This is a genomic window from Mesorhizobium waitakense (genome assembly GCF_056431085.1).
Window position 1 is genome coordinate 30,806 of record NZ_JBWKME010000004.1, and the last position, 21,734, is coordinate 52,539.

Annotated in this window: 23 protein-coding genes and 2 pseudogenes; 6 read left to right on the forward strand and 19 right to left on the reverse strand. The window is 60.6% G+C overall.

Going from position 1 to position 21,734, the window contains the following annotated elements:
* Positions 1 to 115: 115 nt before the first annotated feature.
* Genes AC07FD_RS00325 through AC07FD_RS00335 form a run of 3 tightly spaced genes read left to right on the forward strand, consistent with a single transcriptional unit; the run spans position 116 to position 2,522 of the window.
* Positions 116 to 1,303: a hypothetical protein gene (locus AC07FD_RS00325; protein ID WP_378921990.1), complete on the forward strand. Its 1,188-nt coding sequence runs from the start codon at positions 116 to 118 to the stop codon at positions 1,301 to 1,303.
* Positions 1,293 to 2,168, forward strand: a complete 876-nt coding sequence (locus AC07FD_RS00330; RefSeq protein ID WP_378921988.1) for a tyrosine-type recombinase/integrase — start codon at positions 1,293 to 1,295, stop codon at positions 2,166 to 2,168. The genes AC07FD_RS00325 and AC07FD_RS00330 overlap by 11 nt, the downstream gene beginning before the upstream one ends.
* A gap of 18 nt (positions 2,169 to 2,186) precedes the next feature.
* A complete protein-coding gene (locus AC07FD_RS00335; RefSeq protein WP_378922014.1) occupies positions 2,187 to 2,522 on the forward strand; it encodes a hypothetical protein in 336 nt (111 codons plus the stop codon).
* On the opposite strand, the gene AC07FD_RS00340 is transcribed toward AC07FD_RS00335, so the two are convergent.
* From AC07FD_RS00340 to AC07FD_RS00430, 19 genes and pseudogenes are all read right to left on the reverse strand, one after another.
* On the reverse strand, positions 2,445 to 2,774 hold the full coding sequence (locus AC07FD_RS00340; protein WP_379079143.1) for a helix-turn-helix domain-containing protein: 330 nt from the start codon (positions 2,772 to 2,774) through the stop codon (positions 2,445 to 2,447). The two genes, AC07FD_RS00335 and AC07FD_RS00340, sit on opposite strands and share 78 nt — an antisense overlap.
* 74 nt (positions 2,775 to 2,848) lie before the next feature.
* The gene (locus tag AC07FD_RS00345; protein ID WP_245331018.1) at positions 2,849 to 3,025 is read right to left on the reverse strand and encodes a DUF2087 domain-containing protein; all 177 of its coding nucleotides are present in this window, start codon (positions 3,023 to 3,025) and stop codon (positions 2,849 to 2,851) included.
* A gap of 498 nt (positions 3,026 to 3,523) precedes the next feature.
* The gene (locus AC07FD_RS00350) at positions 3,524 to 5,425 is read right to left on the reverse strand and encodes an ABC transporter ATP-binding protein (protein WP_378921984.1); all 1,902 of its coding nucleotides are present in this window, start codon (positions 5,423 to 5,425) and stop codon (positions 3,524 to 3,526) included.
* Positions 5,425 to 7,278, reverse strand: coding sequence for an ABC transporter ATP-binding protein (locus AC07FD_RS00355; protein WP_245331070.1), 1,854 nt, complete (start codon positions 7,276 to 7,278; stop codon positions 5,425 to 5,427). Before AC07FD_RS00355 ends, AC07FD_RS00350 begins: the two co-directional genes overlap by 1 nt.
* A gap of 69 nt (positions 7,279 to 7,347) precedes the next feature.
* Positions 7,348 to 8,268 carry an SIR2 family NAD-dependent protein deacylase gene (locus AC07FD_RS00360; protein ID WP_095082084.1) on the reverse strand — a complete coding sequence of 307 codons (921 nt, stop codon included), beginning with the start codon at positions 8,266 to 8,268 and terminating at the stop codon, positions 7,348 to 7,350.
* Positions 8,269 to 8,308: 40 nt separating this feature from the next.
* Complete coding sequence (gene nifT, locus AC07FD_RS00365; RefSeq protein WP_095082082.1) at positions 8,309 to 8,521, reverse strand: putative nitrogen fixation protein NifT; 213 nt, start codon at positions 8,519 to 8,521, stop codon at positions 8,309 to 8,311.
* Positions 8,518 to 8,838: a nitrogen fixation protein NifZ gene (locus AC07FD_RS00370; RefSeq protein ID WP_095082080.1), complete on the reverse strand. Its 321-nt coding sequence runs from the start codon at positions 8,836 to 8,838 to the stop codon at positions 8,518 to 8,520. The genes nifT and AC07FD_RS00370 overlap by 4 nt, the downstream gene beginning before the upstream one ends.
* Before the next feature lie 61 nt (positions 8,839 to 8,899).
* Positions 8,900 to 9,094: a 4Fe-4S dicluster domain-containing protein gene (locus AC07FD_RS00375; protein ID WP_095082078.1), complete on the reverse strand. Its 195-nt coding sequence runs from the start codon at positions 9,092 to 9,094 to the stop codon at positions 8,900 to 8,902.
* 33 nt (positions 9,095 to 9,127) lie between these two features.
* A complete protein-coding gene (gene nifB, locus AC07FD_RS00380) occupies positions 9,128 to 10,609 on the reverse strand; it encodes a nitrogenase cofactor biosynthesis protein NifB (protein WP_095082076.1) in 1,482 nt (493 codons plus the stop codon).
* Between the two features lie 238 nt (positions 10,610 to 10,847).
* Positions 10,848 to 11,247, reverse strand: a pseudogene (locus AC07FD_RS00385) (helix-turn-helix domain-containing protein); the annotation flags it as partial.
* Positions 11,248 to 11,571: 324 nt separating this feature from the next.
* A complete protein-coding gene (locus AC07FD_RS00390) occupies positions 11,572 to 11,871 on the reverse strand; it encodes a ferredoxin family protein (RefSeq protein ID WP_095082074.1) in 300 nt (99 codons plus the stop codon).
* Between the two features lie 7 nt (positions 11,872 to 11,878).
* Positions 11,879 to 13,186: an FAD-binding protein gene (locus tag AC07FD_RS00395; RefSeq protein WP_095084245.1), complete on the reverse strand. Its 1,308-nt coding sequence runs from the start codon at positions 13,184 to 13,186 to the stop codon at positions 11,879 to 11,881.
* An 11-nt stretch (positions 13,187 to 13,197) separates the two neighbouring features.
* A complete protein-coding gene (locus AC07FD_RS00400; protein ID WP_378921980.1) occupies positions 13,198 to 14,307 on the reverse strand; it encodes an electron transfer flavoprotein subunit alpha/FixB family protein in 1,110 nt (369 codons plus the stop codon).
* A 16-nt stretch (positions 14,308 to 14,323) separates the two neighbouring features.
* A complete protein-coding gene (locus AC07FD_RS00405) occupies positions 14,324 to 15,175 on the reverse strand; it encodes an electron transfer flavoprotein subunit beta/FixA family protein (protein ID WP_095082070.1) in 852 nt (283 codons plus the stop codon).
* 183 nt (positions 15,176 to 15,358) lie between these two features.
* Entirely contained in the window at positions 15,359 to 15,739 is a 381-nt protein-coding gene (gene nifW / locus AC07FD_RS00410) for a nitrogenase stabilizing/protective protein NifW (RefSeq protein ID WP_095082068.1), read from the reverse strand.
* Positions 15,740 to 15,851: 112 nt separating this feature from the next.
* Positions 15,852 to 17,003: pseudogene (locus tag AC07FD_RS00415) on the reverse strand (homocitrate synthase/isopropylmalate synthase family protein).
* Positions 17,000 to 18,199 carry a cysteine desulfurase NifS gene (gene nifS, locus AC07FD_RS00420; protein WP_095082066.1) on the reverse strand — a complete coding sequence of 400 codons (1,200 nt, stop codon included), beginning with the start codon at positions 18,197 to 18,199 and terminating at the stop codon, positions 17,000 to 17,002. Before nifS ends, AC07FD_RS00415 begins: the two are co-directional and overlap by 4 nt.
* Positions 18,196 to 18,420 (reverse strand): hypothetical protein, encoded by a 225-nt coding sequence (locus AC07FD_RS00425; RefSeq protein WP_478348201.1) that lies wholly within the window; start codon positions 18,418 to 18,420, stop codon positions 18,196 to 18,198. The genes nifS and AC07FD_RS00425 overlap by 4 nt, the downstream gene beginning before the upstream one ends.
* Before the next feature lie 24 nt (positions 18,421 to 18,444).
* Positions 18,445 to 18,765 carry an iron-sulfur cluster assembly accessory protein gene (locus tag AC07FD_RS00430; RefSeq protein ID WP_095082060.1) on the reverse strand — a complete coding sequence of 107 codons (321 nt, stop codon included), beginning with the start codon at positions 18,763 to 18,765 and terminating at the stop codon, positions 18,445 to 18,447.
* Between the two features lie 697 nt (positions 18,766 to 19,462).
* Between AC07FD_RS00430 and AC07FD_RS00435 the strand changes: the two genes are divergently transcribed.
* From AC07FD_RS00435 to fdxB, 3 genes are all read left to right on the forward strand, one after another.
* Positions 19,463 to 20,527 carry a hemin-degrading factor gene (locus AC07FD_RS00435; protein WP_095082058.1) on the forward strand — a complete coding sequence of 355 codons (1,065 nt, stop codon included), beginning with the start codon at positions 19,463 to 19,465 and terminating at the stop codon, positions 20,525 to 20,527.
* A gap of 5 nt (positions 20,528 to 20,532) precedes the next feature.
* Complete coding sequence (locus AC07FD_RS00440; RefSeq protein WP_379100465.1) at positions 20,533 to 20,988, forward strand: TroA family protein; 456 nt, start codon at positions 20,533 to 20,535, stop codon at positions 20,986 to 20,988.
* Positions 20,989 to 21,409: 421 nt separating this feature from the next.
* Positions 21,410 to 21,724, forward strand: coding sequence for a ferredoxin III, nif-specific (fdxB, locus tag AC07FD_RS00445; protein WP_095082054.1), 315 nt, complete (start codon positions 21,410 to 21,412; stop codon positions 21,722 to 21,724).
* Positions 21,725 to 21,734: the final 10 nt, after the last annotated feature.

The following is a 21,734-nucleotide window of genomic DNA, read 5'->3' on the forward strand; positions in this document are numbered from 1 at the left end:
GGCGGTGGCGTTTCGCAGATCAAGGTGGATATGGCTCGGTTCGTCATCCCCGACATGCATCCAGGTTATATCGCCTGGGAGTGCTTTAGGGCCAACTAGGAGCGTCTCACCACCAATGCACAAGCCTATGGAATGCAGCGCCGCGCCGGACCGGTGCGCGAAGGCAGCGCCTTGCTCCAGGGCCGCGTTCTCTGCGGCCCTGTGCGGCGAGCGCATGGGAGTTCATTATAGCCAAGAGCACGGCAAACCCGTCCCGACCTATATCTGCCAGGAGACCGCCACCCGTCGTGGCGGCAAGGTATGCCAGTCCGTGCCCGGCAAAGTCGTCGACCCCGCGGTGGGTGCATTGCTTGTCGAGCTGATGACGCCGATGACCCTTGACGTCACCCTGGAGCGGACGCGTCATGACGCCGAGCTCGCCCGGCGCAGCTACATGAAGGTCGATCCCGCCAATCGCCTCGTTGCCGACACTATCGAGGCCGAGTGGAACGAGAAGCTGCGGCTCCACACCGACGTCGTCGAAGACTATGAACAACGCGCGCCCGAGCAAGCCGCTGCCCTCGATGCCGAGACGCAGCAACGCGTCCGCGATCTTGCCGAGCAGCTCCCGCGGATCTGGAGCGATCCCCGCATCGACATGAGTGAGCGCAAGCGCATCCCGCGTCTGCTGGTGGCCGACGTCACCCTGGTCAAGGCCGAGAGGATTATCGCAAACGTGCGACTATCCGGCGGGGCGACCCGCACCTTGACGCTGGACCGGCCCTTGCCGATCGCCCAGATCCGCAAGTTCAAGCCTGAGCTCGTCGCCGACGTAGACCGCTTGCTCGACCGTCATTGCGATCGCGAGATCGCCGATATCTTCAATGAACGCGGTCTGCGAAGCTGGGAAGGCAAGCCGTTCAACTCAAGAAGATCGCCTTCATCCGTGGGGCCTACAACCTGCCCGGCCGTCGCCAGCGCCTGCGGGATTGTGGTCTGCTCATCACCCAGGAAGTGGCCGAACACTTCGCGATCGCCGAGACCACGGTGCATCAATGGGGGCGCCAGGGCTCATCACCAAAGTCTGCAGCGACAATCTCAACCGTGGTCTGCGGGATACTCCTTCCGGCCTCACGATTATCAAAGGCCGCCCGGGTCCGAACGCCGTTCCCGCCCGCCGTGCCTTAATTACCGCTCCATCAACCGGACAGGACTCATTATGAAACATTCAACCCAGCGCTATTTGCAGATGACGCCGGATCTCCTCGAGGCGGCCAGCGAGCGCTTTGCACCGTACGCGATGGAGGCCAACCATGACGGATAAAAACCTCCTTGGTCCGTGGATTCGTCGGTTTCTACTGGAACATCTTGTCGCAGAGCGCAATCTTTCCCGCAACACCCAAGCCAGCTACCGCGACACGCTGGCTCTGTTGCTGCCGTTCGCTAGCAAACAGGAAGGCTGTGCCATCGATTGCATGACCGTCGAAGAGCTGACGCCGGAAGTCGCCCGTAAGTTCCTGGACCATCTGGAACGTGATCGCCGATGCAGCGATGCAACCCGCAACCAACGGCTTGTGACCATTCATTCACTGGCTCGCTTCATCGGCATGCGGTCGCCGGTCCACCTGGCCTGGTGTTCCGAGATAAGGGCAATCCCATTCAAGAAGACCGCAAAGGCCGCGATCGGATATCTCGAAGAGGCCGAGATGGATGCGCTTCTCGGTCAACCCGACAGGCGTACGACTCTGGGGGCGCGCGACCATGCTCTGCTGCTATTCCTGTACAACAGCGGTGCTCGCGCGGATGAGGTAGCAAAATTGACGGTCGGCAATCTTCAACTGGGCGCGTTTCCTTCAGTGCGTCTTCATGGCAAGGGGAACAAGATCCGGATCTGCCCATTGTGGCCAGCGACGGCAACATCGCTGGCCCGCCTGGTGATCGATCGGGATAAAAGCGATGCAGTCTTTCTTGGGCGGATGAAGGAGCCTCTGACGCGGTTCGGAATACACCGCGTCGTGACGCAATATGCTGCCATGGCAAGCAAAGCCGTTCCGACCCTGACCAAGAAGCGCGTCAGCCCCCATACGATTCGGCACACGACAGCCGTCCACCTCCTGCGTGTAGGTGTCGATATCAACACGATCCGCGTTTGGCTGGGCCATGTGTCGTTGGACACCACGCACATCTAAGCCGAGGTGGATCTGCAAATGAAGGCCAAGGCGTTGGCCAAGGTTGATATCAGCAGCCTGAAAAAGCCCCCACGTCAACGATTCCCTGCCGTCATTGATGGCATTCCTGAAAGCATTTGTAGTGCAATCGCCATCGCCGTTCTTCTTTATGTGGCGGCTTGGGCCGAGGAAATCACCGAGAGCCTTGGCTCACCCCTGCAGCCGCAACATAAATCTGGCCGCAACATAACGACTGCAGCCATAGCCGCCGGGATGGACGGCGCGATACGGCGAGCATTAGCGTGCCCCGGCTTCTTCAGTTCCAGCGCCAGCCCCGCCCATTCGGCTCCGGAAGCCGCCGCAGGCCCTGCTTGAGCCCGCCCTGGCGAACAGCCGGCGCTCAAGCGCGTCGTCGGTCAGCTCGCCCGGCAGCGGCCAGTTCAACCCCGCCGCAGCTGCACGCTTCAGATTATTATCCTGCACGGTGCTGCGCGCTGTGCCGAGCCTCTGGGCGATCTCTCGGGCGCTCGTTCCGTCACCCGCAAGCCGCAGCATCTGTCGTAAATGTCTCATGGTCAGCCTTCTCTTTGCCGGCATTACGCGTCTCTTGTTCCAAAGGACCGTCATGCCAAAGTTGCTGACCCAGGTGCTCCTTCTCAGGCTTCAAAGTGGCCGGATATTAATCGGAATGGTGGCCAGCTTCACGTCGGAACGGCGGCCGGCTTCAAGCTAGAATGCCCGGCCGGATATGTCGGAATCTGCACGTAAACCTTTCCGTCGTCGGTGCGCTCGATGATGCCCCAATCGATCAGCCCGGACAGATCGTCATGCACGCGCTTCAGGTGCTCGATCAGCTCCCACCGCTTGGGGCTGATCACCGTGAACAGCTGCGAGGGCGAACTGAATGTGAAGGTTCCGAAGGGATACCCGTTCGCATGGCCTTCTTTGCGCGCTCGATGGACTCTACCAGAACGGCATCGGCATCGCTGCGGACCTGGATACGCGCTGTTTTCATGACTGCTATCGCCTCAAAGAAGCCGCTGAAGCCTTTGCCCGGGAAACAAAGTCAAACTAACAAATCCACATCTGTCCTGCCTTGCGGGTGGAGGAGTTTGACTGACCTTAACCGGGGGAATATTGAAGTGACCCGCAGGGACACATCGCGCATGGTCCAGCTTCGGGATGGACTGCTGTCGAGACTGATCAGCCCGGAGACGCCATCGCGAATCTGCGAGATAGATGCGACGCAGCCTGGCCGCCGAGCCCGATCATGTAGCGCGGCCGCCGACACTATCGCCGACGAGCACGCCAGGTCCAACGATCTCGTCGGCCTCAACCAGATGGAACGGTTGAGGCCGACAGCGGCCGACTTTACATCAGGTCCGGGACCCCCCTAGTGCGGTGGTATCGAGTTTTTCTTCGGGAATGTCGTCGAAGGATGCGTAGTTAAGATTGTAGAGTTTGGAATAGAACCCACCCATGGCCATCAGTTGGTCGTGGTTGCCGGTCTCAATGACCTGGCCATTCTGAAGTACAATGATGCGGTCGGCACCACGGATTGTTGCAAGGCGGTGGGCGATGACGAGGCCAGTGCGGTCTTCAAGAAGTTTTCTCAGAGCCTTCTGGATCAGGATTTCCGTGTAGCTGTCGATGTTGGCGGTGGCCTCATCAAGAACCAGGATCTTGGCGTCGGCAACGAGAGCGCGGGCGAAACTGATGAGCTGGCGCTGGCCGAGAGAAAGGTTGCCACCGCGTTCTCCGATTTCGGCTTCATAGCCGTTGGCAAGGCTCATGATGAAGTCGTGGGCGCAGACCGCCTTGGCGGCCTCGATGACCTTGTCGCGCGTGGCGTCGGTCTTATGGTAACGAATGTTATCGAAGACCGTCCCCGTGAATAAGAACGGCTCCTGCAGCACCATGGCGATTTGGCCGCCGAGCGATTCTTGGGTGAGATCGCGCACATCATGTCCGCCGACCAGCACCTGGCCCTGCTGAACATCATAGAGGCGGCGGACGAGGGCCATCGCACTCGATTTGCCAGAACCGGTTGGCCCGACCAAGGCGACCGTCTCGCCGGGATCGACCCGGAAGGAGACATTTTTCAGCACCGGATGGTTGGGTTCGTAGCCGAAGGTGACGTTCCTGAATTCGACCGAGCCGCCCATTTCCGGCGAAAGCACCCTGGCACCCGGTTTGTCCTGTACCTCGATCTTGACGTCGAGCACATCGGTCAGGCGCTTGCCGGAGGCCATGGCACGCTGCATGACCGAATATTGCAGGGTAAGTGAGCGAATTGGGTCAAAAAAGCGCTGGATGTAGAACAGGTAGGCGACCAATACGCCCACATCGATTCTACCATTCATGACCATGGAGCCGCCGACCGCGATCATGACGGCCATGGCCAGGCCGGTGAGGCCATCGACGATCGGGACCATGACCTGTGCACACCTGGCAGCGATCAGGTGAGCCCTGAGGTTGGCATGTGACTTATCGTCATAGAGCATGAAATTTACCTGCTGACGGTGCATGGACTGTATGGTACGCACGCCGTGAATGGCTTCGGCTAGCGCGCCATTGACGACCGAATTGGTCTCATGTGCGGCCATGAAGGCATGGCGGGCACGCGGCAACCAGACGATGCGGATGATCAACAAGGCCGGCAGGACAGAGAGCGTCAGGAGGCCGAGGCGGAAGTCGAGGTACAACATCACGAAAACAATGCCGAAGAGAAGCGCAAAATCGGCTACGGAATAGATTGAGGTTTCGAGGAATTCGTGGATGGCGTAGACGTCGCCTTGAAGGCGGGACATCAGGCGTCCGACCTCGGTCTTGTCCATGAAGGAGAGCGAAACCTTCTGCAGATGACCAAACATGGCGCGGCGGATATCGAAGAGGACGTTCTCGGTCATTTTCCCCACCGCGGTTTCCTGTGTGTAGGCGGCGCCGAAATTAACCACAATGGTGAGGCCGAACGCCTCGGCGGCCGCAAGCAGGGCGGAGCGATCAGCGCCAGCCGAAGTCATGGCGTGGTCGATCGCGTAACGGATGATAAGCGGCATGAGAAGCTGCGTACCGGTGAAGATCATCAATGCGGCGACGGAGATGATTACCATAGCGCGGTAGGGGCGGACGAAGGCCCAGATGCGCCGAACGATGTTGTTGTCGAAAGCCCGGCCGAACATCTCCTCCTCGATGCGATGGGAGCCGACGACCGCGCGCGGGGGGCGCCTGCCGTCATTGGTTTCGGTTTCGGGTTCGCTGACATGCCCCTTGGCCATCAGGTCACGCCTCCATTCGCGATCGCGATGTCATCACTGGCGCGCAACTGGAAATCGTGCAAGGCGCTATAGCGTCCTCGCTTGACCAAGAGCTCTTGATGGGTACCGCGCTCGACGATCTCGCCGTTGTCGACAAAAAGGATCTGGTCGGCGTGCGTGAGCAAACTCAGCCGGTGGGCGATGATGATCGTAACCCTATCCTTGGCGAAACGTCGTATCGCCGCGCGGATGCGCTGCTCGGTGGCCCCATCGATCGCGGCCGTTGAGTCGTCGAAAACGACGATTGATGGGCGCAGCATCATCGTGCGAGCTATCGTGAGACGCTGGCGCTGGCCGCCCGAGAGAGAGGCGCCGCGTTCGCCGACGACCGTCTCGTAGCCTGATGGCAGGCTAAGGATGTAGCTGTGCAGCTGGGCGGATTCGCTGGCGCGCTCGATCCGCTGTTCCCTCGCCCAGGGATCGCCGTAAGCGATGTTGTTCTCGATCGTCGTGGTGAAAAGGAATGCATCCTGCTGTGCGACGGCGACCATCTTGCGAAGCGTCGCGAGGGTGACCCCGCGGATGTCATGCCCGTCAAGCGTGATGGCGCCCCCGCTCACGTCGTAAAAGCGGGCAATCAGATGAGCCATTGTCGATTTGCCGGAACCCGGCGGACCGACGATCGCGATCGTCTCGCCCCTGCGGGCTTCAAAGCTGATATTCTTCAAAATGGCGCGGTTTTCGGTACCGGGATATGCAAACGAGACATTGTCGAACCGCAGAATGCCTTCACTGATCTCGAGCGGTCTGGCGCCGGGAGCATCCCTGATCGTGATATCCTGGTCGAGGAGAGCGAAGAGACGCGAACCGCAAGTCGAAGCGCGGGCGAAGGCATTGACCATCAGACCGATCTGGCGGACGGGCATTTGCAGGATCGTCATGAAGGTCAGGAACGTCGCCAGCGTCCCGACCGTGATATCGCCGGCGATGAGCTTGTTGCAACCGATCCAGAGCACCAACCCCATGGCGAAAAAAAAGGAGAGGGTCATTGCCGATGTGTTGGGCACGGAGACGTCAACCTGGTGGTGTGCGCGGTCGAGCGCGTTCTTCGAGGCGCGGTCGAACTTCAGCATCTCATAAGCCTGTGCCGAAAAGGCGCGGACGACCCGGATGCCTGCGAGATTTTCCTCCATCACGCGGCTCAGGACCGAAAGCCGCTCCTGCAGGTCTAGCCAGGTGGCGCGCAGCCTAAGGTGTGTGACCGACGAGCGCCAGGCGACGAAAGGTACGAAGCTCAGCGCGACCAGGCCGAGCACCGGGTCGGTTGAGATCATAGTGTAGGCGCCGATCCCGATCAGCATGCTGAGCAAGAGCACGCGAACCAGTGCGTTGGAAAAATACGTCCGCACGCCGTCAAGATCGAGAATGCCGAGCATGATCAGATCACCTGAATGCACGCGATCGTGATAGGAAAAGCTGAGACGCTGGATCTTGTCGTAACAAGCGAGCCGCAGTTCGTACGCGACTTGATGCCCGACGGCTTCGGCAAAATAGTTCTGCGCCATCGTGAAGAGGCCGCGTAGCGCGCTGACACCGAGCAGCAGCAGAGCCGGGGTCCAGAGCGCTTGTTCTGCCGTGGTCCCCGTGACACCGTCCCCGATCGCTATCTGGGTCTGGTCGACAGCCCGCCCGAGAAGCTGGGGAATGAGCAACTGGAGGATTACTGCTCCGATCGTGGAACCGAAAGCGAAGGTGACCTGCCGAGGGTGCCGCAAGTTCATACGCGTAATGCGCAGCAGCGTATTCAAGCCTCGCCCCCGGCGGGTCGCCTCCGCATGGGTGGCCGAATTCAGAGCGTTCGTTGCTGTGCCAATGGCATTGCTCACGGGTGTGTTCCCGACTGAATTTTGCCCCCTTGACGGCAAGCCGGACGGCTTTCCATATCAAAGGCGTCCGCGAAGTTGATCCTGGCCATCTGCTGCAGTGCGCGCTCCGACAAGCCGAGCCACCGCTTCGCTTGCTGACATATCGATCACCGTGATTCCGCTTGCCGCCAGAAAACGGGCTTCGTTTCTGGTCAGCGTTTGCGCATCCATTACCGTGCAATGTGGGCCTATGGAGCGCTTCAAGATCTGCCTGGCATAGGTGCGCAGCATCTGATCATTGAAGCGGCAGCCGAAAAAGAAAAGACCCCGATCGTTGCGCCGTTCCTTCACCGCGTCTGGGATCGGGGTCTGAATATCGATTTCGGTAAGGACTTCGACATAGTCGGAATCCGCCACTAGGAAATTTGCCGCCGGCCTAATGCTGCCGTGAGGTGTATAGAGGACCGTCTTTGCCACCGATCCGGATTCGAGTTCGTTGCCGGACAAATCATACGTTTTCGTCCAAATGTCACCGAATTCGTTCGCCCGAGTTACGCCTTGTATCTCGACGACGTCCGTTCGGCCGGCATCTGCGAGGGCCGCCCGCATGGCGCCGTCGTACCAGCTGTCGATGATGAGGGAGAGCGGCAGCGTTGCGAGCCAGGCGTGGAGGACAGTCGGCGCCGCCGGCGCTGCGAAGATCTCGGCCATCCATGTTTGAAGTGTGCGGCGGTGCCGGCGCTGTTCAATAAACTGCGCGACCGACCACATATTGGTGCGGATCTTGGAAGGTGCTGGCATCCTCGTGTTGAGCGCCGCGGCGACGGCTTCCGAGGTAAACGGTACAGTCGGCTCCGCGGAGCTCAGCCGGAGAAGGCCCGGACCGAGATACGGGATCACCTGATCGGCGGCTAGCGCTTGCTTCGCAAGCTCAAGCAGCTTTTCGGCAAAGCTGTCCCGGACAATGACGAGGTGCCTCGAGGGTGGGATCGTGTTCATGCTCGCTTCCTCTGGTCGCGCTCTCTATCAATCCGCGGCATTAGTCCTCGTCGGAGATCTTCCTTGCCTCGACGGTGATCGGCAAAGGCGTATCGCGTGGAAGGTCGGGTAAAACGAATCGCCAGCCGTTTTTGAGCGTCACGGCCCCGCCCCACAACGCTTCCTTCTCGAGTTTGACGATCGGCTCTTCGAGATCCTTCTTGGGGATATACGCCGACAAGCCAGCGCCGGTCCTGCGGATCATTACTTTCATCTGGCCGTTCCTTCATTCACAGTGCTGTCGGTCCTGCTCGGAGCCTCGACCTTGTCGAGGCTCATCAGTTCACGCGCTCGCATGCCGACCACCGTGCCACGATCGATCCACTCGACCGCGTAGATGAAGAACTGCTGGAGAAAGGTGCCAACATCGCGCACATAGCCCTCGTCGCCCTTCCGCACGAGGTTTTCGCCGATCTGCCTGCCAGGAAAGGTGCCGTCATTCTTTATGTGGCGCGTGGCACGGACCCGCTCACCCGGCTCAAATCGTGGAGGTTGGTGGATTTCGACCTCCTGTTCGCGTCCGAGCCCCATGGCCGTTCCTTCCTTCTTGAGGTGTCAGTTTGTTGATAAAGGCGTTTCAGGCCACCGGATATCAAGCAGGAACGCAGGTCTTCGGCATAGGGCACACCGAGGCGCATTGCTGCGTATCGAAGGCCCCCTCGCATTCGGTGCACTTGTCCCGCTCGATCACGTAGCTCTCGCCCTTGAATTCGATCGCGCCTGAGGGACATTCGAACTCGCAAGCGCCGCATTGAGTGCATTGGGATGCGATGATCTTAAAACTCATTGTAACTCCTGGTTCGGTTGGGAATGAGACGGCTCAGGCCGTCGCCGCCAGCGGTTGGACGCTAAGCTCGGCGGCGTAAAGCGCGCTGATTGCCGTCTCGATGTAGTCATGCCCGTAAGCGTCGCTCGCTCGGATTCCAGCTTCCGCGAGTTGATCCTTTGGACAATCTCCGATCTTGGCGCACAGCACGATGTCTATGCCCCCCAGAGCAGCGATGATTGCTGCGAGGGTGCCTTTTTCGCCCCAGCCGCCGAGGCAATACTGCTCGACCTTGCGATGCCCGACGAAGGTGATCCCGCGCGGCGAGGCTTCATAAATCTGGAATTCCTTCGCATGGCCGAAATGATCGTTGACACGGCCGCCGCCCTTGGTCGCAACTGCCACAAGAAGGGACTTGCCGGAACCTGCTGCCTTGAGCATTCCGATCGCCTTGCTTCTGGCCGCCATGTGATCGCGGCGCTCGTGCGCGACCACCTCGCGATAGGCCTCGCGCTTGCTGGCGTCGTAGGTGACCTCGGTGGGAATTCGGTCGAGTGTGAATTCCTGGCCATCATCCTCGCCGATCAGGCCGACGGCATCGGCCCGGCATTGCCGGCAATGGCGCATCAACTTGGCGCCGCCTTCGAGACGATCCTGGAGGGCCTTGAGCTCCGTTGCATTGGGGCCGCGTTGCCCGGTCAGGCCGTAGTGCGTACCGTGCGCGGGGTCGGAAATCAGGGGCATGACATTGTGCAGGAACGCCCCGCGCTCCTTGACCCATTTATTTACCTCGATCAGATGCTCGTCGTTGACGGCGGGGATCACCACCGAGTTGATCTTGGTCAGGATGCCGCGCGCGCTCAGCATTTCCAGACCCAGCATCTGCCGCTCGTGCAGGATCCGGGCGGCTTCGATGCCGGTGTATCGGCGGTGGCCGTGAAAGATCCAAGGATAGATCTTTGCACCGACTTCCGGATCGACCATGTTGATGGTGATCGTCACGTGATCGACATTCATGTCGGCAAGCTCGGCGACGCGATCCGGTAGCGCGAGTCCATTGGTCGATATGCACAGCTTGACGTCGGGGATCTCTCTGGCGACTCGCTCGAACGTTGCCTTTGTCTTCTTCCAGTCGTAACAGGCGTCGCCCGGTCCGGCGATGCCGAGTACCGAAAGCTGCGGCACTTCGTTGGCAACCGCGATCACCTTGCGTAGCGCCTGGTCGGGAGTGAGCTTTTCCGAGACGACTCCGGGCCGGCTTTCGTTGGCGCAGTCATATTTGCGATTGCAATAGTTGCACTGGACATTGCAAGCCGGCGCGACCGCAACGTGCATGCGCGCAAAATAATGGTGGGCTTCTTCTGAAAAGCAGGGATGATCCTTGATTCTCTCCCAGACAACCGGATCCAAGTCGTCTGGCTTCTCCGACGAGCCGCAGGATGGCGATGTGCAGCCAGCCGATTTCGCCGTCGCCAGCAATTGGTCGAAAGTCGTCGTGCTGGTCAGGGCCTCAAGCGAAACGATCGGTGCGGGCATCGAACGGCTCCGTTGCTGGTGGACGTCGCAGCTGGAAGCGCAAGAGCCATGCCAGCTCAAAGATCGGTTTTAATTCACGAATTGGCTTTCCGTGTCGAATTCTGTCGTTTTGTTCGGACAGCGTTTTGTCGGCATTCCGACAGGCGGACAAGCGGATCGGGGCCGCGAAGGCAAGCGTGTCTGAGCCACAGTTCAGCAGCGCTGATGCAGCCCGCCATTGCAGGTCATCTGATCTCTGGAATTTCTTCACCTTGATGCCATACCGGCGCAGAGCGTAGCCGATTTGCCGCGGCGTGAGGTCGAGGATACGGGCGGCCTTTGCCTGAACCCAGCCCACCTTCTCCATAGTGTCGATCAGCCGGTCGCGCTCTGTCAGACGCAGGGCTGTCGCTGGGCAAGCAGGGACGATACCTTGTCGTGTGGAGTGCCGATGCGGCTGGCCAGCAGCCCTGATCCAGCCGGCAAAATGTTGCTGCGTGACAGCCCGTCGATTGCATTGGCGCCATGCGAACTCTCGGCTGCTTTCCACAGGAGCGAAGAAAGGCATTGACTATTCGTGCAGGCGAAGTCCGACGAAGTATTGTCCATGACCGAGCAAGTGTAGCCGTCCATTGCACGCAGTTTTCCAGCTCGCGCACAGCAGTGTCCAGGACAACCACTGCTGCGTGGCGCATTTGCAGAAAGGACGGGAGGACCTTCACAACGTTGGCGAGCGTAATCTCCAGCGGAGCTGGCGCAGTCAGAACCTTCGATATCTCATAAATTCCCTGAGTGAGAGATCGGCTTTGTGCATGGTTTTGAGGGCCGGTTCCGGCCCGATGTCCGGAGGACCTCCTTCATCGAACCGATCCCGCAGCATATGGGCCATCGAAACACCTCAGCGGTTATCCAGGATACTCCTCCCAAGCGCGCCTTGGTCGTTTGAACTCCAGTATTCATTTGAACAGTGCGGGCGCCGCCGATCATCCGAACTTGAAGAGGACACCGAAGCCGCCGCGCGGATAGTTCCACTCGATCTCACCGCTGGCCTCGCACAAAATCCGGCAGGTGCCGCACTCCATGCAGCCATCGGGGGTGATCTCCACTTGGCCTGCGTCGTTCAACTCATAGCATTTGGCCGGGCACACGCGGGTCAGGGCGAGAAGGTTCGGGCTCGGCTTCTCGTGCGGTCGCACTTTGATATGCGGGCGGCCAGGATCGACCAAGTAGCGGTTGTGGTAAAGCTTGTCCTCGACGCGTAACTTGGTCACTGCCATCGTCATCTCTCCCTCAGCGCCACGCGCATGCTAGGCGGACCGCGTCGCTGACCAGCCCCCAGCGCGAACGAGCCTTGACGAAGGCGGCCGTGGTCGCTTTTTCCTTGTCGATCTTAGGGGTGCCGTCGACGCGCAGGAAGTTCTGCGCGGCCTTGGACAGCAATTGCGGATATGTGGTGAAGAAATTGCACGAATTGGTATGAAGCAAGGCTGGCATGTCCTTGTATTTGCGCAGATCTTTGACCACGAATGAATTGTCAAGCATGATCTTGTAAAGAGATAGGTTCCGTTTAGTCATTGGATGACTGCGCCTCTTGAGCTGAACGATTGCCTCAGCCGCGATACGGCCGGAGGTCATGGCGAGGTTCGAACCCTCGCGATGGATGGCGTTGTTCAACTGCGCGGCATCGCCGACCACCACCCAGCCGTCGCCAAAGAGCTGCGGAATCGCCTTGTAGCCACCTTCGGGAATGAGATGCGCGGCATATTCTTTGACCTCGGAGCCGGCGATCAGCGGCCGGATCGAAGGATGGTTTTTGAAGGCGTCAAGGAGAGCGTAAGGGCTCTCCATCGCTGCGGCGAAATCGGAAACGAGGCAGCCGACGCCCAATGAGATTGACTCCTTGTTGGTATAGAGGAAGCCGAGCCCGGCCATGCCGTGGGAGATCGTGCCCACCGCCTCGATCACACAGCCTTCATCGCCGTTGAGGCCGAACCGCTGCTCGATGACCTCTTCGGGCAGGAAATGCATCTCCTTGACGGCGAGCGCCACGGTTTCTGGTTTGGGCATCGATCGCAGGCCGGCCCGGGTGCCAAGCAGCCCGCACACACCTTCTGCGAGAACGACCACGTCCGCGCCTATTATTCCGCCGCTCCGATCTGTGCGGACGCCGATCACCCTATCCCTGCCATCTCGGACGAGCTCCGTCACGGTCGTCTCACAAAGAACCGTCGCGCCAGCCTCGCGCACCTTGCGCGAAAACCATTTATCGAACTGTGCGCGGATGATCGTATAGCGGTTCGGCTTCGCCTCATTGAAGTGGTCCGACCGGTGGTGAATCCCGGTGTGGGAGGTGTCGTCCATCACCCAAAGCCGCTGTTCGACCAGATGCCGCTCGAGAGGCGCATCGTCCCGGAAGTCCGGGATGATCTTCTCCAGCATGTTCGCGTACATGATGGCACCCTGGACATTCTTGGAACCCGGATATTCGCCGCGCTCCAACTGCAGCACCTTCAGGCCGTGGCTTGCCATGGTGTAAGCAGCCGCGTTACCGGACATGCCGGCCCCGATGACAATGGCGTCGAATTCTTCCTCGATCATGTCCATCTTCCTTAACTCGCTAGCTTGTCGCGACTATGCGGCGACAGCCGCCGGGTGAAGGCTTCCGTCAGTGCGGGCAGGAAGCGGATCGCATCAGTGACGATTCCAAGGTGGGCAAAATCGAAAATCGGCGCGTTCGGATCGGTGTTGATGGCGACAATGAGATCGGCGCCCTCGACGCCAACGCGATGCTGGATGGCGCCGGAAATCCCGGCCGCGATGTAAAGCTTCGGCCGGATGGTCTTGCCGGTTTGGCCGATCTGCCGATCAGCCGGCATCCAGCCCTTCTGGACCAGCGGGCGCGAACAGCCATGTTCGGCGCCGATCGCGCGCGCGAGATTCTTCACAAGCTGCAGATTCTCCGCGCCGCCGAGACCAAGGCCTCCCGCAACCACGACATCGGCATAGGCGAGATTTGCCTTTGCCGACTGGCTATCCGGCAGGAACCCGAGGACCTTGGTGACGATCTCATCCTCGGCTAACCACAGCTTGTGCTCGATGACACGACCTACCGGCCTTTCGGCGCGCTGCGGCATGGGCATGACCCTGGGACGCACTGTCGCCATCTGCGGCCGGCAATTGAGCGTATAGATCGTGCATAGCAAGGAACCGCCGAAAGTCGGACGGGTCGCGGCGAGCGATCCGTCTGTATCCACGTCCAGTTCGGTGCAGTCGGCCGTGAGCCCCGTATGTAAAGTCGTCGCCACGGAGCCGGCAAGATCCCTGCCGAGCGTGGTCGCGCCCAGCAGAAGGATCTCCGGTTTGTGGGTATCGACCAGATCCGTCATCGCCTTGGCGAAAGGCTCGTTCCGATAGTCGGCCAGCAACGGTGCCTCGACGAGGTAGACCATGTCGGCTCCATAAGCGAAGGCCTCGGCAACGGCGTTGCGGGTGGCTTCTTCAGGCGGTCCGAGCACGACGCCCGCAAGCTGGACGCCAAGCTTGTCTGCCAGCTTGCGGCCTTCGCCGAGCAGTTCCACGGATACGGGATGAACCTGGCCGCGTTCGAGCTCAATGAAAACCCAGACATGCCGATGGTCCTTGAAACGGTCAGGCAGTTCCTTCTTTATGCCGGCACGGCCGGCGGCAGGGCGAGGGGTTTCTCGGTTCGGGGTCGACATCGTCTGCTCCTTGCCCTCACGCGTCGTTGTTGAAGGCGAGTTCGTGTGCCAATTCCGGCTGCCGGGTGAAGAGTGCGGCGACGAGTTCGTCAGCGAGATCGCGCGGCGTCTTCTCCGCGGTTTCGATACGCTCCGCCTTTTCCGCCCGTGGGGTCGGGGCGAAAACACGCTTGACGACCGTCGGCGAGCCGCGCAGGCCGCATCTGGTGAGGTCCTCAATGCCGGCCTCGGCCGCACTCCACTTCACGACTTGGCTGCGCGCTGCGCACAGGGCGTCCTGAAGCGAACCCCGGCGGATCTCGTTGGTGCCTTCCAGCATGGCGACAAGGCAAGGAAGTCTGCTCTTAAGCAACTGCATGCCGCCTTCGCAGCGGCGCTCGACATTGATCTCGCGCGCAGCGAGATCAATGGAGGCGATCTTCGCGACATAGGTGAGTTGCAAGAGACCGAGGCGCTTGGCGATGCCGGGTCCGACCTGGGCGGTGTCACCATCGATCGTCTGCTTGCCGGTGAAGACGATGTCTGGCGTGCCGAACGTCTCGCCAACCTTGGCGATTGCTTGGGAAAGAGCGAAGGAGGTCGCCAACGTGTCGGAGCCGGCAAAATAGCGGTCGGTCAAGAGCACCGCGCGGTCGGCCCCATAACTGAGCGCCTTGCGCAGCGCGTTCTCTGCCATTGGCGGACCCATACTGAGCACTGTGACCTCGCCGCCATAAGCGTCGCGTAGCCTGAGCGCTTCTTCGAGGGCGAACAGGTCGTATGGGTTGATGATGGTCGGCACACCCTGACGCATGATCGTATTCGTCACCGGATGGACGCGTATCTGTGCCGAGTCCGGCACCTGCTTGATGCAGATTACGATGTGCATTGGCGGTTTCTCTAGGCTCCTGTCCGGATGCGGGCTTTGCGGTCGTCTCCTTCGCGCATCATTCATGCCAATCATTTGCGCGCCGCTCTTGCCGGAAATTCGGTTGGTTGCTTCTGAAGGCTTCGTCGTGATGACCCCCATTTGTCGACTTGGCGACATTGTTGCGTCGCATCCGTGTCGCGCTCATTCCTTCCCGAACCGTTTCAGCATGGACTCGAACGGGACGAAGGTGCGGCCCGGCGTAGCAGGTTTGTCCGGATCGTGGTCTTTGAGCACCTTGAACACCCTGTGCGTGAGCGGCGAGGAAATCGCGAAGTCCTGGTAGGCGCGCTCCAGCGTGCCGCGGACCCGCGCAGCGATCACCGAGTCGGGCAGTTCGGAGAGATCTTCGCTCGCAAGGTATTGGCCCATCCGCCTCATGATATGGAGCCGCGAGACATTGAGCACCTTGGGGTCATAGGAAACGCCAAGGATGGCGAAGAACTCCTCCGCAGCCGACAGGCCTTTCAGCCGCGCGAGGATATCCGTGAGATCGAAGGGACGGCCGTCAGCGGAACAACTCATTGCATTCTCCAAGGTCGGAAATTGTGTGCGATGGCGGAGCGGCTTTTTGCGCCGCAAGCCGCGGCTGCTATCCTGGCGGAACGGATGGCGAGGAAAAACGACATCGTCCGCCTCAGTGGAATGCAAGGCTTCGGCCAGCCGTCTCGCTGCGCAGTCTATCGTAGGGCTCGACCAGTTGAGCTGCGGTGACGGTCGATTTGATCTCGGCTGCCATGCGGCGGACACGGGCAACCATCGCGGCTGCCAGATCCGGGTCGAGATCGCGGCCGCTTTCGCCCAGCACATGAGCAATCGCGGTGGCGCCGGAATGCTTACCGATGACGATACGCCGGCAGCGGCCCACGAGAGCCGGATCCAGTCCCTGATAGGTACGCGGGTCCTTCAGCATCCCGGCGACGTGAATGCCGGATTCGTGAGTGAAAACATCGGCGCCGACAACCGGCTTGATGGCTGCTGTCGTCCGCCGGGCGACCTGCGTCACCTGGGCCGCCAAGGCGGGCAATGCGGCCAGCTCTAGGCCCGTGTCTGGGCCGCCGAGGACCGCCATCGCGGTAGCCACCTCTTCCAGCGCGGCATTGCCGACGCGCTCGCCGAGCCCGAGAACGGTGACGGAGGCATGGCGCGCGCCGGCGCGTATCGCGGCCAGCGTGTTGGCGGCAGCGAGGCCGAGATCGTTGTGCCCATGAAATTCTATATCGATAGGAGACTGCGCCGCGACCTGGGCGACAGTTCGAAAATCGAAAACGGATCGAGAACGCCGACTGTGTCGGCCAGCCTGACACGGCTGGCGCCGGCGCGCGCGGCTGTTTCGACAACGCGAGCGAGATGATCCCGATCGGCCCGCGAGGCATCCTCGCAGCCCACGGCGACGAAGAAACCGCCGGCGGCTGCGCGTCCGACCATATACTCGATGACCTGAAGCGCTCCTGCATGATCGAGACCTAGCTTTGTGGCGAGTTGGATGTCCGATGCAGGCAGCGACAGATCGATGGCGGAGACGCCGCTCTCGATCGCTGCATCGAGATCCTGCGACGTTATCCGGCACCATGCCGTTAGCCGAACCGGGAGACTCCGCGCAACCGCGGCGCGAATTGCTTCGATCTCGTCGGCGCCCATGACGGGCGTGCCGATCTCGATTTCTGGGACGCCGGCTGCGGCGAGAGAATCGGCAAGCTCCAGCTTTTCCGCCTGTCGTGAAGGCGACGCCGGGTGCCTGCTCACCATCGCGCAATGTCGTATCGCTGAGAAAGATCCGACGGTTCATGAGCTGCCGGTTCTCGTGCTGCCCAGGCATAGACCGGATTGACGGTCTTCAGCGCTTCGCCTGCCGGGCCCACGCAGCCTTTCCACGATTGCGGGCACGACCTCGAGCACCCGATCGACGTCCGCTTCGCCATTCTGGCGCCCGAAGGAGAAGCGGACTGTTGCGTATGGCATTTTCATCGCCCGCAAGACATGGCTCGGCTCCAGCGATCCAGAGGTGCAGGCAGAGCCGGAGGAACAGGCGATGCCGAGGCGGCCGAGAAGAAGTGGGATTGCATCGCCTTCGATATCTTGGAAGGCAATGTTAGCGGTGTTCGGCAACCGTTCAAGCGAATCGCCAGCGACGAAGCTGTTTGGGATATGCTGGAGGATCCCGTCCTCGAGGCGGTCGCGGAGCGACTTTACCCGCGTAGCCTCGTCCTCCATGAATTTCAAGGCAAGTTCGGCCGCCATCCCCAGCCCGACGATGCCCGGCGTGTTCTCGGTGCCCGCGCGCCGGTCGCGCTCTTGGTGCCCCCCCTTGATCAATGAGCAGAAGGCCACGCCGCGCCTTACATAAAGCGCGCCGATCCCTTTCGGCCCATACAGCTTGTGGCCGGAGAGCGACAGCATGTCGACTGCCGTCGATTTCAGCTCTATCGGGAGTCTGCCCACCGTCTGCACGGCATCGGTATGGAAAAGGGCGCCGACTTCCTTGGCCAAGTCGGCAAGCTCGGCCACTGGAAAGATCGTACCAGTCTCATTGTTCGCCCACATGATCGAGACGATTGCGACTTTTGGCGTGAGGGCGACCCTGTAAGCGTCCAGGTCGAGCCGGCCACGGCGATCCACGGGGATTGTGTGCACCTTGACGCCGCGCGTCCTCTCAAGGTGTGCACACAGCGTCAGCACGGCCGGATGCTCGACGGCAGAAGTCACGATCTCTGCTCGATTGGGCATCACTTCGAGCGCCGAAAGAATCGCGGCATTGTCGCTTTCCGTCCCGCCAGAGGTGAAGATGACCTCATCGTCGAACTCCGCGCCGATCAGCGCTTGTACCTGCCGACGCGCCTTTCCAACCGCTGCACCGACCGAGGCGCCAAGACTGTGCATCGACGAAGGGTTGCCAAATTGCTCCGAAAAGAACGGCAGCATCGTTCGAACGACATCAGGGTCGACCCGCGTCGTTGCGTTGTTGTCGAGATAGACAGTCCTCATGCGCACGATCCACAGTCGATCGGAATGATGCGAAGCGCGAGCCACGTCGCATTGAGCTTCTGGCACACGTGGTTGATGCTGACGGCGAACCGGCCGCCGCTGCCGGTGCCCGTCAGTTTGTAAATGGCTTTGACCTTACACAGTGCAGTGGCTGTTTCCAGAATGCCGGCATTCTTCGGGACGAAAAAGCATCCCTTGACCTTGTCGCTATAGTCCAACATGCCTCTTTTCCTTCTCTGGGGCGATCAGCCGAAGGACTTGCCGCAGCCACACTTGTCCCGCGCGTTGGGATTATCGAAGACAAAACCGGAGGATTCGATCTCCGTAACGAAGTCGACGGTCATACCGGCGACGTGGGGTTGGGAGCCTACGTCCACGAACACCTTGACCCCATCCGCCGTTATAATGGCATCGCCTTCGCGCTCGACGCTCTCCAGGCCCATCAGGTATTGGAAGCCGGCGCAACCGCCGGCCTGGACCATGATGCGAAAGCCTTCAACCGGCTCGCTGGCGCGGGAAAGTGCGGCCTTGACGGCGGCAACGGCGTTGTCGGTGAGCGTAATCATGGTTCGATCTCTCCTCAGTCCGTGACGTACTGCGGATCATCATGCATGGACCGTGCCAAAGGAAAAAACCGCTTCAAACAGTGCGATATCCCTGACTCTGCCGTGAATCTCGCGTGCCATCGTTGGGACGACGTCGGGTAACCGACAGGTCCCCGTCAGGTGTGTCGAGTAAGGCACACAGCGATGTTCGGCTTCAGATCCGGCTGCGCTTGCACGTAAGCCATTGACGAGCATGCCGAAGATCCGTCCTGCGCCTGCTTCCGCGCAATTGGCACGACTTTTGAACCTGCCCTTTCGGCGAGGCCCAAGACTGGTCGACGGATATTCATCTCTTGGGTAGCCTCGTGATCGATGCCAGGAAGGAAAGCAACATGTCAGGTCCGAACCAGCTCCGCCTTCAATGGGAATTAAGCACCGTCCGTAGAATCCGAACCCCTGATCGGCCAATTGGCGTCGGCATCCACAATCGCTCACCACCGGCTAGTGGCCGTCGACTGAAGTGAGATGGGACCGGCATGTGCCTGTCGGCCATCGTCCGCAGTTCAGTTGGTACGCGCGCGCGTTTCGAGGGGTGCCGGACGGCTCTCCAGCAACACTCTGTTCTCGGCGAGCACAAGACCGGGTCGAGCATCAAGGCGCGCCCCGTCTCCGGCATGGCATCGATGATCAAAACGTATGTGGAAGCAGGGGATAGGACATGGAGCAGCGCGAGAAGCCCTCGCCCGAGCAAATCCGGCGTGCACGCAAAGACAGTCCGAAAATCCGCGAGCCCGATCTCGCCGCCCAATTGGGGATTTCGGAAGCCGAACTGGTTGCAGCCGATTGTGGTTTCGACGCGGTTCGCATCGAGCCGCGCGTCAACGACCTGTTGACCGGCCTCGAAGCGGTTGGCGAGGTGATGGCGCAGACCCGCAATGAAAGCGCCGTGCACGAGAAGATCGGCATCTACGACAAGGTGGTAACCGGCAACCACCATGCCATGGTGCTTGGCGATGAGATCAACCTGCGCATCTTCCCGAAGGTGTGGGAGCACGGTTTTGCCGTCGAAAAGCGCGATGGCGGCGACATCCACCGCAGCCTGCAATTCTTCGATGCCGACGGCAAGGCGGTGCACAAGGTGCACGTCAGGCCGGCCTCCAACCTCTATGCCTATCAGAAGCTGGTGGCGCAGCTCGAATCCTCAAACCAGGAGCCGATCGTGTCGGCTAAGGCGAGCGAAGCTGACGATGCTGAGATTCCGGACCAAGCCGCCACGGTCGAGGATCTACGCGACCACTGGAGTCGGCTGACCGACGTGCATCAGTTCTTCGATATGCTGAAGACGCTGAAGCTCAGCCGCTGCGAGGCGATGCGGATGGTCGGCCAGGAATACGCCTGGCTGCTCGACAATGCTGCCATTGGCGCCATGTTCCAGTGCGCGGCCGAAGACGAGATGCCGATCATGTGCTTCGTCGGAAATCGTGGTTGCATTCAGATTCATTCCGGTCCGGTCAAGTCGGTCAAGCCGATCGGCCCGTGGATCAATGTGCTCGACGCGACCTTCCACCTGCATCTGAGAACCCATCACATCCGCGAAGTCTGGGCCGTGCGCAAGCCGACCAGGGACGGTCATATCACGTCGCTCGAAGCCTATGGCGCCGACGGCAGAATGATCATCCAGTTCTTCGGGCAGCGCTATGAAGGCGACCGCGAACGCGGTGACTGGCGGTTTCTGGCCGAGAACCTGCCACGTATCCCAACCCCCGTCAGCAGCGTGAGATAACGACCATGTGTGTTGCCTTCCCTTTACGCTCCCTGCTCGCGCTGATGCTCGGCCTCCTGCTGGCCGCCGCGTTGCCTGCTGAGCGCAGTCAGGGCGCAGCTGTCTTTTCCGATCCGCTGCGGATCACCTCGATCGGCGGCTCTGTCACCGAGATCATCTATGCGCTTGGCGAGGAGCGCCCCCTCGTGGCTCGCGATTCGACCAGCTACGACCCGAACGCTTCACTGAAGCGGCACATTGTCGGCAACGTGCAACGGCTGTTGGCGGAGGGTGCTCCGTCCGTCAGTCGGTCCGGCGTTCTGGCCGTCCACGGCAGCCGCCGAGAGGACGCGATCGATGCAAAGTGGCGTACATACTTTGATCAAGCTGCCAGAGGACGGTCGCAACAAAGGTATCCTCGAATGATATACGTCGTCGGCAAGGAAAGGCCGGGAAACTGCCCGCCTCCGGCAGCTGCATGACACCGCCTGCGGCGGCATCATGCAGCTGTCGTCCGGCGACGACGAGGCGGAAATCAGCAGCTATCTCGACGATGCCTGCGTCCAGCGCTAGCAGCCTGAAGCGCTGCATCAGCGCCGCGACAGAGCCAGCACGGCAATCTGCTGCGCAAAACCCCGAAGCAGCAGGACCTATCGTCCAGTCTGTGCATGACAACCTGCGCATCGGCCGGCTGGATCGCGTGATTGATGGCCTGCAGACGATGCAATATCTGAACCGGGTCAGAGCCCGATTGAGACCAGTTCGGGATTCCGACATAAAACGTCCCTGGCCTTCATCGCTGTTGATATGGCGGGAACGCAGCGCTCATCTTACTACTCGGCCGCGCTGGCACGAAGGGTGCTCGGTAGCTGCAAGAGAACTCGCTGGGCCGGAGAATTCACCATGAACGCTTTCGTCACCCGCGACGGTTCCGGATGGATGCCGCAATATCTGACCGCTATCGACGGCACGACCTGCATCGGGTGCGGCCGCTGTTTCAAAGTCTGCTCGCGCGAGGTCATGCACCTTTACGGCGTCGATGACGAGGGTGAGATCCTTGGCATCTGTGACGGCGAGGACGATGACTTCGACGGCGAGCTCAATCGCATGATCATGGTGGTCGACCATGCCGGCCGCTGTATCGGATGCGGCGCCTGCGCTCGCGTCTGCCCGAAGAACTGTCAGACGCATGTCGCGGCCGACCAGGTCGCCCCATAATCTGACGCAA

Coding starts and splice junctions, on each gene's coding strand:
- AC07FD_RS00370 (WP_095082080.1), bottom strand. CDS start 8,838: ATGGGGCTCGGACGCGAACAGGAGGTCGAAATCCACCAACCTCCACGA.
- AC07FD_RS00375 (WP_095082078.1), bottom strand. CDS start 9,094: ATGAGTTTTAAGATCATCGCATCCCAATGCACTCAATGCGGCGCTTGC.
- AC07FD_RS00390 (WP_095082074.1), bottom strand. CDS start 11,871: ATGACGATGGCAGTGACCAAGTTACGCGTCGAGGACAAGCTTTACCAC.
- AC07FD_RS00335 (WP_378922014.1), top strand. CDS start 2,187: ATGAAGGCCAAGGCGTTGGCCAAGGTTGATATCAGCAGCCTGAAAAAG.
- AC07FD_RS00340 (WP_379079143.1), bottom strand. CDS start 2,774: ATGACGGTCCTTTGGAACAAGAGACGCGTAATGCCGGCAAAGAGAAGG.
- AC07FD_RS00400 (WP_378921980.1), bottom strand. CDS start 14,307: ATGTCGACCCCGAACCGAGAAACCCCTCGCCCTGCCGCCGGCCGTGCC.
- nifT (WP_095082082.1), bottom strand. CDS start 8,521: ATGAAAGTAATGATCCGCAGGACCGGCGCTGGCTTGTCGGCGTATATC.
- AC07FD_RS00440 (WP_379100465.1), top strand. CDS start 20,533: ATGTGTGTTGCCTTCCCTTTACGCTCCCTGCTCGCGCTGATGCTCGGC.
- AC07FD_RS00325 (WP_378921990.1), top strand. CDS start 116: ATGCACAAGCCTATGGAATGCAGCGCCGCGCCGGACCGGTGCGCGAAG.
- AC07FD_RS00425 (WP_478348201.1), bottom strand. CDS start 18,420: ATGTTGGACTATAGCGACAAGGTCAAGGGATGCTTTTTCGTCCCGAAG.
- AC07FD_RS00405 (WP_095082070.1), bottom strand. CDS start 15,175: ATGCACATCGTAATCTGCATCAAGCAGGTGCCGGACTCGGCACAGATA.
- AC07FD_RS00360 (WP_095082084.1), bottom strand. CDS start 8,268: ATGAACACGATCCCACCCTCGAGGCACCTCGTCATTGTCCGGGACAGC.
- nifS (WP_095082066.1), bottom strand. CDS start 18,199: ATGAGGACTGTCTATCTCGACAACAACGCAACGACGCGGGTCGACCCT.
- nifW (WP_095082068.1), bottom strand. CDS start 15,739: ATGAGTTGTTCCGCTGACGGCCGTCCCTTCGATCTCACGGATATCCTC.
- fdxB (WP_095082054.1), top strand. CDS start 21,410: ATGAACGCTTTCGTCACCCGCGACGGTTCCGGATGGATGCCGCAATAT.
- AC07FD_RS00430 (WP_095082060.1), bottom strand. CDS start 18,765: ATGATTACGCTCACCGACAACGCCGTTGCCGCCGTCAAGGCCGCACTT.
- AC07FD_RS00435 (WP_095082058.1), top strand. CDS start 19,463: ATGGAGCAGCGCGAGAAGCCCTCGCCCGAGCAAATCCGGCGTGCACGC.
- nifB (WP_095082076.1), bottom strand. CDS start 10,609: ATGCCCGCACCGATCGTTTCGCTTGAGGCCCTGACCAGCACGACGACT.
- AC07FD_RS00330 (WP_378921988.1), top strand. CDS start 1,293: ATGACGGATAAAAACCTCCTTGGTCCGTGGATTCGTCGGTTTCTACTG.
- AC07FD_RS00350 (WP_378921984.1), bottom strand. CDS start 5,425: ATGGCCAAGGGGCATGTCAGCGAACCCGAAACCGAAACCAATGACGGC.
- AC07FD_RS00395 (WP_095084245.1), bottom strand. CDS start 13,186: ATGATCGAGGAAGAATTCGACGCCATTGTCATCGGGGCCGGCATGTCC.